This window comes from Glutamicibacter sp. FBE19 (assembly GCF_015524875.1).
GTDB lineage: Bacteria > Actinomycetota > Actinomycetes > Actinomycetales > Micrococcaceae > Glutamicibacter > Glutamicibacter halophytocola.
The window spans coordinates 143,106-157,580 of record NZ_JACKQN010000003.1 but is presented as its reverse complement, the minus strand read 5'-3'; the positions used below and the strand labels follow the sequence as shown (position 1 = coordinate 157,580).

Genomic DNA, 14,475 nt, shown 5'->3' with positions numbered 1-14,475 from the left:
TTCCGCGTCCCGGCGGGTCCCGCAGCCATAGGCTGCGGGACCCGTTTTCGTTTAACGAACAGGAGCCAATGGACGTGTGACTCGAGCATGACACGAAGTTTACATTGTGAGTTACGACCCATACTATGAATCAGAGATTCGTGACCCAGCTCACTTTGCCCCCGTATTCAATGAAGATCGGAACCCCATGTCAGATACAGCGATTCTGATAAACACCGCCGTGGCTGTGCTCGCCACGGTGCTGCTGATCGTGAAATTCAAGGTCAATCCCGTCATCGGCCTGATTCTCGGCTCCCTGTATCTGGGGCTGAGCACCCAGCTGGGAATCACCAAGACCATCGAAACCATCACCCAGGGCTTCGGCGACATCATGGTGGAAGTCGGCCTGCTCATCGCCTTCGGCGTGCTCATGGGGTCGATCCTGAACCAGGCCGGAGCGATCCGGCGCCTGGTGGAAAAACTGCTCAGCGTCTTTGGCCCGAAATACCTGCCGTATTCCATGGCGGTAGCCATGAGCACCGTGCTGCAGTCGATCTTTGTCGACGTGCTGCTGGTGATTTCCGCCCCGCTGGCACGGCGCATGGCGCCAAAGATCGGCCCCATGGGCACCGCCCGCCTGGCCACCGCAATGGCCATCTCGCTGGAGTGCGGCATCATCTTCATGGTTCCCGGCGTCGGCTCGCTGGCCGTGGCCGGCGTGCTCGGCGTGCCGCTGGGCACCATGCTGATCTGCGGGCTGCTGCTGGTAGTGCCCACGGTCCTGCTGGCCACCATGGTGATGTCCTTCGTCTTCCGCCGCGGGTTCTGGAAGCCCGAACGCGACGAGCAGCATGTCTTCGAAGAAGACGACTTCCCGCAGGCCAACCCATCTGGCCCCGGGCAGATGTCCCGGACTCCCCTGCCCAACGAGGATGAACAGGCCAGCGCCGTGAAGCTCGCCGTGGACCAGGAGCGCAAGAGGGAAACTTCGCTGCTGCTCCTTTTTGCGCCACTGCTGCTGTCGCTGCTGCTGATCGCCATCGGCGCGGTGACCCAAATTGCGGAGATCCACAATTCCGTGCTCGAGCTGGTCGGCAACCCGGTGGTCGCGCTGCTCATCGGACTGATCGGCACCACCATTGTGGGACGCGGCGCCATCGGCCAGCAGGGCGTCGAGGAAGCCATCACCACCGGCTTCAAGGAAAGCGGCCAGATCCTGCTGCTCACCGGTGCCGGCGGTTCGCTGGCTGCCACCGTGGCCGCCGCCGGCCTGGGCGATATCCTCGGCGGATTCTTCAGCGCCAGCGCCGTCGCTCCCCTGGTCGTCGTCTGGGTCATCGCCGCGGTCCTGCACATCGCGGTAGGCTCGGTCACCCTCTCGGCCATCACCGCCGCCGGCATGCTCGCCCCGATCGCGCCGGCCCTGGGACTGGATCCGGTGCTCATCGCGCTGGCCGCCGGGGCAGGCTCGCTGTTCATGATCCACGTCACCTCCAACACCTTCTGGCTCCTGCAATCCCTGCTGGGCCAAACCGTCCGGGGCGCCCTGAAGTCCGTGACCGTCGGCGTCTCCGTCGCATCGGTGATCGCACTGGGACTTGTCCTGGTCATGAGCATCTTCATCTAATTCCAGCCAGCTGACCCAAGGAGCTATCCATGAGCCGCTTAGAGGCCAACACCCCGGCTATCGCCCCGCTAGAAGGCATCCGCGTTCTGGAACTGGGCAACTACATTGCCGCACCCACCGCAGGGCGCCTGCTGGCGGACTTCGGTGCCGAAGTCATCAAGGTCGAACGCCCCGAAACCGGCGACGAACTGCGCAACTGGAGGTTGAAAAAGGGCAGCGTGTCGATGCTCTACCGCACCATCAACCGGAACAAGAAATCGGTGGTGCTTGATCTGCGCAGCGATGCCGGACGGGCCGCCGTGCTCGACCTGGTGCGTGAATGCGATGTATTGCTGGAGAATTTCCGGCCCGGCACCCTGGAAAAATGGGGCCTGGGCCCCGAGCAGCTCAGCGCCGCCAACCCGAATCTGGTGATCACCCGGATCTCCGCCTTCGGCCAAACCGGCCCGCTGGCCGAACGCCCCGGCTTTGCCGCGGTGGCCGAAGCCTTCAGCGGATTCCGCAACCTGGTCGGCGACCCGGACCGGGCGCCGGTGCGCGTGGGCGTATCCATCGGAGACTCCATTGCCGGGCTCTATGCCGCCTTCGGGGCAGTGATGGCGCTCTTTGAACGCGACCGCAAGAGCGCCCCTGGAAAGCCGCTGCCGCTGGATCACCGGATCATCGACGTGGCATTGCACGAGGCCATGTTCTCCATGATGGAATCGCTCATCCCCGACCAGGGCGCCTATGGTGAATCGCGCACCCGCACCGGCGGGCGCATGGAAGGCATCGCTCCCTCCAACGCCTATCTCTGTGCCGACGGAGCGAGCATCGTCGTGGCCGGAAATGGCGATGGAATCTACCGCCGGTACATGGAAGCCATCGGGCGCCCCGACCTGGCCAGCGATGCATCCTTGAAATCCAACGCCCAACGGTGGGAACAACGCGAAATGCTCGACGAGGCCATCGGCGCATGGAGCAGCACTGTGGACTCCAAGGAGGCGTTGGAAATCCTCGACGCCGCCGGAGTGCCGGCCGGTCCCATCTACACCGCCGAGGACATCGTGAAGGAGCCGCAGTACCAAGCCCGGAACATGATCCAGAACTTCAGCGTATCCACCGGCGAGGAAATCCTGCCCGAGGTTGGGTTCCCCGGAATAGTGCCGGTGGTGGGATCCGCCTCCCTGCCCATCCGCAGCCTCGGCCCGGACCTGGGCGAGCATACCGGAGAAATCCTGGGCACCCTGCTGGGCTACAGCCCAGAAGAAATCATCAACGCCACCAACAGCGAAACGAGCCAAGCATGAGCTACTCCTTCACCCCGGCAGCGACCCTGCGCGACGTCACCCTGCGCGACGGCCTGCAGCTGACCGGAAAGCTGCTGGACACCGAGCAGAAAATCGCGACCGTCCGGGAACTGCTGCGCCTGGGCGTCCAGGAAATCGAGCTGGGCTCGATGGCCCGCGCCGACCTGGTCCCGCCGATGGCCAATACCCTGGCGGTGGCCGAGGCGCTGACCGCGGAGGAATTGGCCCACTGCTGGATCTGGGTGGCCACGCCCGGACATGTCGCCAAGGCGGCCAAGGCGGGCATCACCAACTTCCAGTACTGCCTCTCGGTATCCGACGCGCATAACCAGGCCAACATCTCGCGCAGCACAGAAGCGAGCCTGGAGGCCCTGCCCGAGGCCATCAGGTACGCGCAGGCGGTCAACGGCAGAATCCAGCTGTGCCTGGCCACCTCATTCACCTGCCCCTTTGACGGCCAGGTTCCCGAGTCGCGGGTGCTGGAGATCGCCAATGACCCCCGGGCCGAAGGAACCTGCGACATCGTCATCTGCGACACCTTGGGCCAGGCAGTCCCCGCCCAGGTGGCCTCGCTGATCAGCAATGTGCGCGCAAATTCGCCGCAGCGGCGCATCGTCTTCCACGGCCACGACACCTGGGGGCTGGGAGTGGCCAATACCTTGGCTGCCATCGCGGCCGGGGCCGATGTGGTGGACGGCGCATTGGGCGGACTGGGCGGCTGCCCCTTCGCTCCAGGAGCCAGCGGCAATACGTCGAGCGAGGATATCCTCTTCGCTACCCGTCCCCAGTGGCTGACCCCGGAACGCTTTGGCGAACTGGTGCAGCTTTCCGAAGCGCTGCTGGCCCAGCTGGGCGAGCCAAACCGGTCGAAGTCGGCTCAGGGAGCCCGGTCCAAGGCCAAGGCCTTCGAATGGGTGATCCCCTCGGGGCCCAGCGCCATGGACAGCGCCCGTTCCTAGGCACCTCGAACGATCAGCCCATCGCCTCGCCGCTATGCGGGGCGGTGGGTTTCCCCGGGGAAACGCCCGCCTATCAAGCGGGTCATCCGCTCAGCCGTTTCCAGCAAAGGCTCAACCCAGCTCTCGCAGACCGCTTGCGGCATGCGCAGGGTCGGTCCGCTAATGGTCACGGCAGCCACCAATCGGGCCGCCGAGTCGAAAACCGGTGCCGACAAGCCGGAGGCGCCGCTTTCACGCTCTCCGATGGTGATGGCAAAACCATCAGCGCGGGTCGCCTCCACAGCCGCCTGCAAGTCGTCAAGGCCGGTAATCGTCGAGGAGGTCAGGGACTCCAGCGAGCCCTCAACCAGTCGCTGCATCAGCTCCGGCTTCCAGGCCAGCAGCACACGGCCGGCAGAGCCGGCATGCAGCGGCGCCAGCTCCCCCAGATGCATTTCCCTGCGCAGGACGTGGCGGGTTTCGGCGATGCCAACGCAGACCCGGTACACCGCTTCAGCACGGAAAAGGCAGGCCGTTTCCCCGGTGCCATCCCGGAGTTCTGCGAGCAGCGGGCTGATCACGTCGAGCACTTCCTTGCCGCGCGTGGCAGGCGCAGCCCAGTAGGCCATCTTCATGCCAATGCGATAGCCATCCCCCTCGCGGTCCAAGAAGCCCTGCTCCACCAGGTTGGCCACCAGCCGCTGGACCGTGGAGGCCGGCATGGAGGTGGCCTCGCGTAAATCAGCGAGGGTCAGAACCGGCTGGCGCAAGGAAAAGGAATCAAGGATGGCGCTGATTTTTCCCAGCACAAGAAGCGGATTCTGTTTCTTGGCGGGACCTCGTTCCTTTGGCATATTTCAGACGCTAGACCATCACAGCCATTACCGTCCAATTCTTTCTCCCACCGCGCATCGAGGGCCGCACTGCTGGATTGACCAGGTAGGCATCAAGGGGAAACAAGGCCTCTGGACCCCGCCTCATGCACACGGTCAGGCGGCGCCTCGTCCTGCTGATCGCTACCGTATATTGAGTGGCAACGAACAATGACGGCTGCTGGCGATGTCGCCCCGACGCAAAGGACTGCGATGAGCAATACCGAGAAGTTCCGAGCCGCACGCGACCTGCTTTTGGACGCCCGCGATGACTACCACAGGGCCCGGGCCGAGTTCGCCTGGCCGGAGTTCACCGACTTCAACTTCGCCTATGACTGGTTCGACGCCATCGCGCAGGATCCGCAGCGCGCCAGCGAACCCGCGCTGATCCTGGCTGAACCAGATGGCAGCACCGCCCGATATAGCTGGTCCGAGCTCTCCGCGCGCTCCACCCAGGTGGCCCGCTGGCTGAGCGATCACGGGCTGCGGCGCGGCGAGGCGATCATTGTGATGCTCGGCAACGAGGTGGCGCTGTGGGAAACGATGCTGGCCGGCATGAAGCTGGGCGCCGTGATCATCCCTACGACCACCCAGGCCACCAGCGAGGATCTGGCTGACCGGTTCGAACGCGGCAACGCTTCATGGGTCATCGCCGGTCACGGCCAACTGGAAAAGCTCCACTCAGTTCCCGGGACCCGCACCATCGTGCAGGTGGGCGGAGTCCCCGAGGCTGGAACCTTGCATTTCGAGGATTCGCATCGCGCACCCATCGAGTTCTCGCTGGATGCCCCAACTCGTGCCGACGAGAACTTGCTGCTGTATTTCACCTCCGGAACCACCTCCCAGCCCAAGCTCGTGCAGCACACCCATACCTCGTATCCGGTAGGCCATCTGGCAACCATGTTCTGGATTGGGCTGGAACCCGGCGACGTTCATTTGAACGTCGCCTCCCCCGGATGGGGCAAGCACGCCTGGTCGAATTTCTTCGGCCCGTGGATCGCCGAAGCCACCGTCTTTGTCTTCAACTATGACCGCTTCGACCCGGTGACGCTGATGGGCCAGATGGAGAAGGAAAACGTCACGAGCTTCTGCGCGCCGCCGACCGTCTGGCGCTATTTGATCCAGGCGGATCTTGCCATACTGGAAAATCCTCCGCGCAAACTGGTTTCGGCCGGCGAACCGCTGAACTCCGAAGTCATCGACCAGGTGCGCAACGCGTGGGGCCAAGTGATCCGCGACGGCTATGGGCAGACCGAAACCACCGTGCAAATCGCCAATTCCCCCGGGGAACCGCTCAAGGTGGGTGCCATGGGGCGCCCGATGCCTGGATATGATGTCGAACTGCGCAATCCAACCACCGGCCAGCTGGCCGAGGTTGGCGAAATCTGCCTGCGCCTGGATCCACGTCCGGTGGGCCTGATGAAGGGCTATTTTGATGATCAGGAGAAGACCGGCGAAGCAATGCGCGACGGGCTCTACCACACCGGGGATATTGCCGAACGCGATGAGGAAGGGATCCTGACCTACATCGGGCGGGCGGACGATGTCTTCAAATCCAGCGATTACAAGCTCAGCCCATTTGAACTGGAGTCCGTGGCTCTGCAGCATCCCGCCGTGGCCGAAGTTGCTGTCGTCCCTTCACCGGATCCGCTGAAGCTCTCGGTGCCCAAGGCCTTTGTCATCCTGGCTTCCGGTTATGAGCCCAGCGCTGCCACCGCGAAAGCTATCCTCGGGTTCTGCCGTGAGCATTTGGCCCCGTACAAGCGGATTCGCCGCTTGGAATTCTCGGATCTGCCCAAGACCATATCCGGGAAGATCCGCCGGGTTGAATTGCGCCTGGCCGAAGAAGAACAGCATGCGGCCGGCAAGATCCCGCCCCATGAATTCCGCGATACCGACTTCCAGGACTGAAATATCGCAGCTTGCGATGCTTGGGTGCATTCAACGCAATAAAGCACCGGCGGGGACAGCTCAATCGAGCTGCTCCCCGCCGGTGCCCTATGAAAATCTGCCGGTTATGGCTCAAAAATCTCTTTTGGCCTTCGCGGCATCAACAATTCCCTTGCCCAGATAGAACGCTCCGTCAGCGTACCAAGCGAGCATCAGCAGCTGGCGGGCTGGCTTGGGAAGCCATGCGAACTTCTCGCTCTTGGCCAATACCGCATGAACACCCAGCCCAGAGGCCAAGACCAAAGCACCGGAGCCGATCAAGGCCTGCGGGTTCCACCCTGCACGGAAGAGCACCCGCTTGAGCCCGGTGGCTTCGCGTTCCTGCTCGCTCAAGGCGGCGCGCAAGCTCCGGAAAGGCCCGCCGGTGGAAATGACACGGCGGTCCTCCGGAATCGGGCGGCCGGTCAGGTAGTCTACGCTTCGCGGGTCGAAGCCCAGCAAAGCGACAAAGCGCTTCATGCCCGCCAAATCAACCGGACGCTGCAGCAGTCCCAAAGCCTCGTCTCGTGCCAATGGGTCGGAGACCAGTTCATCCAGCAGCTGCACCGTCTGCTCATCGATGCCCAAGAGCAGCGCATCAAGTTCCCTGAGGCGCTGCTCGGCTGGAGAATCCGTCTCGGGCTCGAGAATGACCTGGCGTTCCAGATCCAGAACCATCATCAGCGACGGGCCGTAGAGCTCGCGCCGCGGGCGCTTGGCTTCAACGGTGGCCGTGATGACATTGCCGGTGCGGGCCAGCGACAGGAATGGGCGGTTGGAGCGGGCGATTCCAGGCGAGAAGACCGGCTGGGTCGGCATTGCCATGAGTCCGGAATCAGTGTTCCATACGCTGATCTGGTTATCGTCGAAGCCGGCGGCGAGCACCAGTTCCGAGGCCTTCAGCGTTGCCCCGTGAAGCAGCTCATTGGTAGCCCCAAGGTCCCCGAGAATGTCATCATCGGGGGTTGGCCCGTCGATCTCATCTCCGTCAACCAGCACGTAGTCGGCCTCGGTCGAGTTCTTCAATTCGTGCACCAGCTTGGTGACCCGGGAACCTTCGCGCAATTTGCCCTTGGCATCGATGCGGTAGAGCACCGCATCCCGGGCTTCGCTGACAGTTGCAACCTCGGCGAGTACCTCGGTGGAGTTCTCTCGCTCGACGGCTCCCCCAACGAATCCCAGCAATCGGCGGTCGGCCAATGCGGTGCGCACGACTTCGGCAGCGTCTGGCTTGTCGCCCATGAAAATGAACTCTAGGTTGAGGTAGTTGAACTCGGTTGAATCCACGAAGAGTAGCCCCTTTGGTCAATTGAAGATGGCAATATGTCAATCATAGGCGGTAACCGGTACCCACATGGAAGAGAACGTACGGGCCAACGCTAGCGGTAGCGTCGGCCCCGGGAACGCCACCAGCGCAGCGCGCCGAAGGCCGTGTTCCCGGCAGCATCCGCATAGCCAAGCACCAGTAGCAGCACGATGGCCCAGAGCGGCATCCAAGGCTCTTGCCAATTGGTTCCTGCCAGCATCAGCGAGAACACCAATGCCTCCGCAAGGCCTAGCACCAGCTGCGCCACAGGCTTCCACGACGACGCGTTGTACCACCGCGGCCGGGCATTGATCTTTCGGGATTCGGCAATCATGGCTCGGCCCACGGCCTTTGCCATGCCCACCGGCTCGATCTGCCGCGCGCCCTCGGGAAGAACTGCATCCTCCAGGTAGCGGGCCAGCGCCGGTTCGTGCCCAAAGGCTTCCAGCACCCGCTCCACCGATTCCAGGCTGCCGGTGCCGACCAGTACCTGCTTGAGCCTTTCGATCTCTTGGGCGCCCACCGATAGCCCAGCGAGCTCATCAAGCTCCTGCTCATCGATGCTGTCCTGGTTGGCTATCAACCAGTCCAATTCCCTTCTGGCGGGACTTTGTTCCGCCGGCCAGAAAGCGGGGCTGGCCGCGACTGGCCAGATATGAACCCAGGCTGGAAGCCCACCGAGCTTAACCGCCTGCTTGCGGAACCAGAAGTTCGCGGTGAATCGCGCGCCGGTGCGGCTGAGCATAATCGCCGGATGCTGGCTCGACGAAATAACACCGCCCACCAAAAAGCCTTCGTGCACGGCCACGGCTGCGGCCCCGGGCTCCGGCGGCAAAAGCTGCCAGCTGGTTTTGCTCGCGGACGCCCACATCCCCATGTCCGGCTCGTTCAGCGCGCCGATGACCAGGGAACGCCCCGAAGGCATGGCCTCCAGCCGCGGATCGTCGATGGGTTCCCCGCTTTGCACCTCGATGTCGTCCTGGTCGACATATAGCGCACCGGTGCCCAGCTTCAACGCCAGTGCGAAATCCTCGACCTGCTGGCCCAGCCTCAGGCTGCCTCCCGCGTTGGCCAAAAACAACAGGCCTTCGGGATTTACCGCGATGCTGATCTCGATAATGGACAGTCCATTCCAAGGCACCGGGATGGAGACCACAGAGATGACCTCACGAGCGGCCAGCAGCTCCCGGACCTTGGCTTCGGCCTGCCCGGCGTTCGGTTCTTCGAAGATAAGAGTCAGGGCGGCGACCAGCGTTTGCGCCTGGTCGCCGCCCTGCAAGGACTCGTGACTACTTGTTGCCAAGGTACTTTTCGAAGCCGGCTGGCAAGTTCAGGCTCGATGGATCGAAGTCCTGGTTGGCGCCCTGTCCGAAGGAGGCCCCGGCTGGTGCCGAAGACTTCTTGTTCTTGGCCTCCAGTTCGGCCTGCGCGGCCTTGGCCGGGTTGCCGAACTTCTGCTGCTTCTTGCCCTTGCCCTTGGCCTTCGCCTTGCGGGCAGCGCCCTTGCCTGCCCCTGGCATGCCCGGGATGCCGCCGCCAGCGGCCATCTTCTTCATCATCTTCTGTGCTTCGGTGAAGCGCTCGAGCATCTGGTTGACCTCGGAGACCGAGACACCCGAACCCTTGGCGATACGCGCGCGGCGCGAGCCGTTGATGATCTTCGGCGCGACACGCTCATGCGGGGTCATCGAGCGGACGATGGCTTCCACGCGGTCGATCTGGCGCTCGTCGAACTGCTCCAGCTGCTGGCGGGAAATCTGCGCGCCGGGCATCATGCCCAGCAGCTTCTTCATCGAGCCCATCTTCTTGATCTGGGCCATCTGGGCGAGGAAGTCGTCCAGGGTGAAGTCTTCCTGGTCGGCGAACTTCTTCGCCATGCGCTCGGCTTCGCCCTTGTCCCAGTTCTTCTCGGCCTGCTCGATGAGCGTCATGACGTCGCCCATGTCCAGGATGCGCGAAGCCATGCGGTCCGGGTGGAAGATCTCGAAATCGTCCAGGTTCTCGCCGGTGGAGGCGAACATGACCGGCTTGCCGGTCACCGAGGCTACCGACAGGGCGGCGCCACCGCGGGCATCGCCATCGAGCTTGGAGAGCACCACGCCGGTGAAGTCGACGCCCTCATGGAAGGCCTGGGCGGTGTTGACCGCGTCCTGGCCGATCATGGCATCGATGACAAAGAGCACTTCGTCCGGGTTGATGGCGGCGCGGATGTTCGCGGCCTGGGCCATCATCTCGGTGTCCACGCCCAGGCGGCCGGCGGTATCGACGATCACCACGTCGTGCAGCTTGGACTTGGCTTCGGCGATGCCGTCGCGGGCAACGGCGACCGGGTCGCCGGTCGGGGTGTCGAACTCCGAGGAGACGCCCGGGTGCGGCGCGTAGACCGGAACGCCGGCACGCTCACCGTTGATCTGCAGCTGCTTGACTGCATTGGGGCGCTGCAGGTCGCAGGCCACAAGCATCGGGGTGTGGCCCTCGGACTTCAGGTGCTTGGCCAGCTTTCCGGCCAGGGTGGTCTTGCCGGCACCCTGCAAACCGGCGAGCATGATCACCGTTGGAGGGTTCTTGGCCAGGTTCAGGCGGCGGGTTTCGCCACCGAGGATGCCAACAAGCTCCTCATTGACAATCTTGACGACCTGCTGGCCCGGGTTCAGGGACTCGGAAACCTCGGCACCCAGTGCGCGTTCTTTCACCTGGGCCACGAAGGCGCGGACCACCGAGACGGCAACGTCAGCGTCGAGCAGGGCACGGCGGATTTCGCGGACTGTACCGTCGATGTCTGCTTCAGTCAGGCGGCCCTTGCCGCGCAGGTTCTTGAAGGTTGCTGTCAGGCGATCGGAAAGTGAATTAAACACGTGCCGGGCACTTCTTTCGATAGGTCTTGTGGTGCGCGTCAAAAACGCACAGGACTCGACTTATAAGAATATCAAGAATCACGGCACGATCTAACCAGTTCCATATCACTTCGCGGTGCGCGCCCGTAGCCAAGGGGTGTCATGGGCGACGGGCGCGCAGCTGGCAGTTGCTACGGAGCGCTCGCTTCCGGCTTGGCGGCCACGGCTGCACTGCGTGGTTCTGCGGAGGCTGGCTTCGGCGAGGCCTTGCTGGCGGCCTGCCTGGCCGGCGGCACAGCTGCCACAAGCTTCTTGGGCGGGATCGGAGCCGGGGCGGCCTTCGCTACCGGCACCTGGGCCTTGGCAATAGGAGCCTTGGGCTTAGCCGCCGGGGCTTTGGGCTTAGCTACTGGTGCCTTGGCCTGGGCAACTGGTGCGTTGGCTTTAGCGACCGGCACCTTGGCCTTAGCGACCGGCGCCTTGGCCTTGGCACTTGGCGCGTTGGATGAGGAGGCAGCCGCCTTGGCCATTGGCTTCTTTGCCGGCGCGGCGGTGGCCGCTTGAGCAGGTTTCCTGTTCACGGGCTTCGTAGCAGGCTTGGCTTCCTGCACAGCAGGGCGGGCCGGCGCCTCGGATTCCATGGCCTTCGCGGCGGTCACTTTGGTTGCCGGAGGAGTTTTCTTGGCTGGGGCCTTGGATGACAACTCGGCCTTGGGCACGTTCGCTGTTGGCGCCTTCTCCGGAACTTTGAGGTTCACTTCCAAAGCGGTTGTCGGCTCAGGCGATGGCTCCCCTGCTGATCCTTCGGTTGGCTGGGAATCAGCGATGGGTGCCTGGCTGGCATCGGTGGGCGGCACGCTGGACGATGTGCTCGGTGTGGGTTTCGGCGATTCAGGCGATGATGATGGCTGTACCGACGGCGATGGCGAAGGCGCGATGCTCGGCTTGGATTCTTGCGTCGGTTCTGGAGCCAGCGACGGCTTTGCACTTGCCGAAGCGGTGGGCGTGGCAGTCGGGCTGGATGTCGCGTCGAGGCTCGGAGATGCGGTGGGCTTGGCCGTGCTCGGTTTTGGCGTGGGCACCGGTGTAATTGTCTGTGCGCGCTCCGTCGGCGACGGCGAAGCGCTCGGTGATACAGGCCTTGTTGGCGTTACTGGCGGCGTGCCTGCCGGGCGTGGCTTCTCGGCCTGCTTGGTTGGCGCCGTGCGCCGCGGCTGAAGAACCTTTGGAGCCGTGGTTTTCGCCTTGTCCGTCCGGTGCTTCGCGGCCGGCGATGCCGCGGGCTTCGAGCTTGATGATCCCTGGGCGCGAACCGGCTTCTTTGCTGCGTGCTTCGCTTCGTGCAGCGGTGCTTTTGCGGGATGCTGCGCTGCAGCCTGCAAGCTGCGAGCTGGTGGACGCTGGGGACTTTGGCCGGCGAGGAATCGGCTGGCCGCCACCGCTGGAGCATCCGGGAGAAACATCGAAGCGAATTGCCCTGGGCCCATGGCCAGATATTTGCTCGGGTTCTGCCACTGGCCATCGACAATGACCTCGAAGTGGACGTGGCAGCCAGTGGAATTGCCGGTGGTGCCCGCCAACGCAATGACTTGGCCTTGGCTTACCCTTTGCCCTTCACCAACGAGGATCAGGGAATTGTGGCTGTATCCGGTCTGGATCCGATTGCCGTGGTCAATGGTGACGCGATTTCCCGAATGGCCAGCCCATGAAGCGACCACAACAATACCGTCCTCGCTAGCTCTCACCGGCGAGCCGCAAGCTATGGGATAGTCCTGGCCGATGTGGATTTGCCGGCCAGGACCTGTCGGATTTCCGCGCCAGCCGAAGGGGCTGGAAATCATGCTCGTAGACACAGGACGCATGAGCTGGAAAGACAACAGGTTTGGCCTGATCAGCGCGTTGCTTGCGGCTGCCCGATACGCCGGCTGCGCCTGCGCTGCCGCAGCGGGCTGGTTGGCTATAGATTGCGGGTGGATGGCACCGTGGGCTGATCGGGAGTCGGCCTGCCCAATCGCAGCGCCCTTCGGAACCGAGCTGAGCGTGCCGACCACGCCGAGCAGTGGCTCCTGCGACTCGGGTGCCATCACCAGCACGAGGCCCGGCGGTGCGATAGCCAATTGTTCAATGGCCAAGTCGCTGGAGGCCACGCGAACTGGCGGCGGAACTGGCCATGCCGTCGCGCTGCTCAGTCCCACAACCGCTGCGATCCCCAAAGCAAAATATGCAAATCCATGAGTGGTTGCCGGTGCCTGTGAAGGCACAGAAATATCCAAATCGTGATGACGTCGCTTCATAACTTGCCAGTCCCCCAAAACCGCAAATCAACAACAGGCTCTCAGGATAGTCCCAGAAGCATGCAATGACCATAGTTCGTCTTGACTCATAAAAACCTCCGCGATGCCAACTCTTGGTTTCCAAGCTTTGCGGGCATCTGCTGTGCACGACGGATAAATTCGGCAGCCTGGGCAAGCTGGCCCATTTAACTGCTTAGATCCGAAGAACAACAGGCCCAGGCAAGGCCACCGTTGCTAGCTGGACGCCACCTGCAGATCCCTAGACGCGGATTGGTTGCGTCGCGGCGGTGCCCTAGGGTTTCGAAGCGAACAAGAAATTCCCCCCGTACCAAATGGAGAATCAAAGCCATGGCGCCATCGACGATCGACCAGGACACTTTGCATCGCTACCTCGACCGGCATCTGCTGGGCTCCGAATCCGGGCTTGATCATTTCAAGGCTGCACACGGCACTTGGGCCGGAACTGCCTTCGAAGAACGCTTTGAATCCCTGCACCAGCAAGTGAAAGCGGACCAAGAGGACCTGAAGAAGATCATGGCCACGCTCGGCTGCAGCCCGCGCCCAATCGGAAAGCTCCTGGCTCCTGTGGCCCGGCTTGCCGGGAAGGCCAACCCGTTCAACCCGTTGCGGCAGCACACGCAAGCCGCTGCACAGGTCCAACTGGATGTTCTCACCGGATTGCTCAATGCCAAGCTGCGCATGTGGCAGACGCTGCTGCTCATGCTCCCCCACGAGCAGCGCCTGGATCGGGCACTGCTGCAGGATCTTTCACGCCGGGCCGATTCGCAGATCAAGCAGCTCGTGGCATTGAGCGACGAGACCTGGGCCGATCGCTTTGCCCCGCAAGAACATCATGATGGCGATGGGCACAGCCGCTGAGGGACCGTTGAACTGCGGCCTGCGCAGATCCCGCTGCCTGGCAGGAAGGGAAACCGGCGCGTGGGGGTTCGTCTCGGCCTGTTTGCCCTGTCCTGCGCTGGCTCCGCCACCAGCCTGTTCCCCTCCTGGGATCAGGAACTGGACCAGCATAAGCAGCCGCCCTCGGTGGTTGTAATCAAATTTTCTGCCCCCGGTCGCAACCGCGGTTGCTTCCTGGTTGCATTACTGCTAGGCGGCGAAGATTTCGCAGGATTGCCCGCCCGGAGCTGGGCCAGGCCACGGCGGCCTGCTCCGAGGCAAGGCAGAGTGCATTGGCCAGATCCAGCGGTGTGCGCGCCATCCGGGATCCTCGCGGCGACACAGATGCTCCGCCGGCAGTTTCCACTGCGTTGAAGGGTCACCCCGCCAAATCCGGGACGAGATTCATATGCTGCGCCATGCAACCACTCAGCAATCGTTCAGCCAAAATAACCCGTGGCGAGATCCGTTCTATAGTTCAAATTGTCAGTATCAGATCAATTCAGAAAG

General features: G+C 63.1%; 13 protein-coding genes. 8 read left to right on the top strand and 5 right to left on the bottom strand.

Annotated elements, in window-relative coordinates; genetic code table 11:
• Positions 1-187 precede the first annotated feature (187 nt).
• The 3 genes from H6F58_RS06485 to H6F58_RS06475 are packed head-to-tail and all read left to right on the top strand — an operon-like array spanning position 188 to position 3,854.
• On the top strand, positions 188-1,606 hold the full coding sequence (locus H6F58_RS06485) for an SLC13 family permease (protein ID WP_195181376.1): 1,419 nt from the start codon (positions 188-190) through the stop codon (positions 1,604-1,606).
• A gap of 29 nt (positions 1,607-1,635) precedes the next feature.
• Positions 1,636-2,895 (top strand): CaiB/BaiF CoA-transferase family protein, encoded by a 1,260-nt coding sequence (locus tag H6F58_RS06480; protein ID WP_195181375.1) that lies wholly within the window; start codon positions 1,636-1,638, stop codon positions 2,893-2,895.
• On the top strand, positions 2,892-3,854 hold the full coding sequence (locus tag H6F58_RS06475; RefSeq protein ID WP_195181374.1) for a hydroxymethylglutaryl-CoA lyase: 963 nt from the start codon (positions 2,892-2,894) through the stop codon (positions 3,852-3,854). Before H6F58_RS06480 ends, H6F58_RS06475 begins: the two co-directional genes overlap by 4 nt.
• A gap of 32 nt (positions 3,855-3,886) precedes the next feature.
• Here the strand turns inward: H6F58_RS06475 and H6F58_RS06470 are convergent, their stop codons facing one another.
• Positions 3,887-4,687 carry an IclR family transcriptional regulator gene (locus tag H6F58_RS06470; RefSeq protein WP_195181373.1) on the bottom strand — a complete coding sequence of 267 codons (801 nt, stop codon included), beginning with the start codon at positions 4,685-4,687 and terminating at the stop codon, positions 3,887-3,889.
• A gap of 231 nt (positions 4,688-4,918) precedes the next feature.
• Here H6F58_RS06470 and H6F58_RS06465 point away from each other — a divergent pair, with 231 nt between their 5' ends.
• A complete protein-coding gene (locus tag H6F58_RS06465) occupies positions 4,919-6,616 on the top strand; it encodes an AMP-binding protein (RefSeq protein ID WP_195181372.1) in 1,698 nt (565 codons plus the stop codon).
• A gap of 111 nt (positions 6,617-6,727) precedes the next feature.
• Here H6F58_RS06465 and H6F58_RS06460 read toward each other — a convergent pair whose 3' ends face one another.
• From H6F58_RS06460 to H6F58_RS18155, 4 genes are all read right to left on the bottom strand, one after another.
• Positions 6,728-7,921: a hypothetical protein gene (locus H6F58_RS06460; RefSeq protein ID WP_146275022.1), complete on the bottom strand. Its 1,194-nt coding sequence runs from the start codon at positions 7,919-7,921 to the stop codon at positions 6,728-6,730.
• A gap of 92 nt (positions 7,922-8,013) precedes the next feature.
• On the bottom strand, positions 8,014-9,243 hold the full coding sequence (locus tag H6F58_RS06455; RefSeq protein WP_146275021.1) for a hypothetical protein: 1,230 nt from the start codon (positions 9,241-9,243) through the stop codon (positions 8,014-8,016).
• Entirely contained in the window at positions 9,230-10,795 is a 1,566-nt protein-coding gene (gene ffh / locus H6F58_RS06450) for a signal recognition particle protein (RefSeq protein WP_060701474.1), read from the bottom strand. The genes H6F58_RS06455 and ffh overlap by 14 nt, the downstream gene beginning before the upstream one ends.
• A gap of 170 nt (positions 10,796-10,965) precedes the next feature.
• Positions 10,966-11,355, bottom strand: coding sequence for a hypothetical protein (locus tag H6F58_RS18155; RefSeq protein WP_244652399.1), 390 nt, complete (start codon positions 11,353-11,355; stop codon positions 10,966-10,968).
• Positions 11,356-11,371: 16 nt separating this feature from the next.
• Between H6F58_RS18155 and H6F58_RS18150 the strand changes: the two genes are divergently transcribed.
• The 4 genes from H6F58_RS18150 (at position 11,372) to H6F58_RS06440 (ending at position 13,947) form a co-directional block, all read left to right on the top strand.
• Positions 11,372-11,992 carry a hypothetical protein gene (locus H6F58_RS18150; RefSeq protein WP_244652398.1) on the top strand — a complete coding sequence of 207 codons (621 nt, stop codon included), beginning with the start codon at positions 11,372-11,374 and terminating at the stop codon, positions 11,990-11,992.
• Positions 11,993-12,135: 143 nt separating this feature from the next.
• Positions 12,136-12,483, top strand: coding sequence for a hypothetical protein (locus H6F58_RS18145; RefSeq protein WP_244652397.1), 348 nt, complete (start codon positions 12,136-12,138; stop codon positions 12,481-12,483).
• 130 nt (positions 12,484-12,613) lie between these two features.
• Complete coding sequence (locus tag H6F58_RS18140) at positions 12,614-13,009, top strand: hypothetical protein (RefSeq protein WP_186468053.1); 396 nt, start codon at positions 12,614-12,616, stop codon at positions 13,007-13,009.
• A 407-nt stretch (positions 13,010-13,416) separates the two neighbouring features.
• Positions 13,417-13,947, top strand: a complete 531-nt coding sequence (locus tag H6F58_RS06440; RefSeq protein ID WP_146275018.1) for a hypothetical protein — start codon at positions 13,417-13,419, stop codon at positions 13,945-13,947.
• Positions 13,948-14,475: the final 528 nt, after the last annotated feature.

What these genes read in the sequence shown, in the direction of transcription:
- H6F58_RS06480 (WP_195181375.1), top strand. Translation starts at nt 1,636, where the DNA reads ATGAGCCGCTTAGAGGCCAACACCCCGGCTATCGCCCCGCTAGAAGGC.
- H6F58_RS18145 (WP_244652397.1), top strand. Translation starts at nt 12,136, where the DNA reads ATGCTGCGCTGCAGCCTGCAAGCTGCGAGCTGGTGGACGCTGGGGACT.
- H6F58_RS18140 (WP_186468053.1), top strand. Translation starts at nt 12,614, where the DNA reads ATGCTCGTAGACACAGGACGCATGAGCTGGAAAGACAACAGGTTTGGC.
- H6F58_RS06470 (WP_195181373.1), bottom strand. Translation starts at nt 4,687, where the DNA reads ATGCCAAAGGAACGAGGTCCCGCCAAGAAACAGAATCCGCTTCTTGTG.
- H6F58_RS06485 (WP_195181376.1), top strand. Translation starts at nt 188, where the DNA reads ATGTCAGATACAGCGATTCTGATAAACACCGCCGTGGCTGTGCTCGCC.
- H6F58_RS06440 (WP_146275018.1), top strand. Translation starts at nt 13,417, where the DNA reads ATGGCGCCATCGACGATCGACCAGGACACTTTGCATCGCTACCTCGAC.
- H6F58_RS06475 (WP_195181374.1), top strand. Translation starts at nt 2,892, where the DNA reads ATGAGCTACTCCTTCACCCCGGCAGCGACCCTGCGCGACGTCACCCTG.
- H6F58_RS06465 (WP_195181372.1), top strand. Translation starts at nt 4,919, where the DNA reads ATGAGCAATACCGAGAAGTTCCGAGCCGCACGCGACCTGCTTTTGGAC.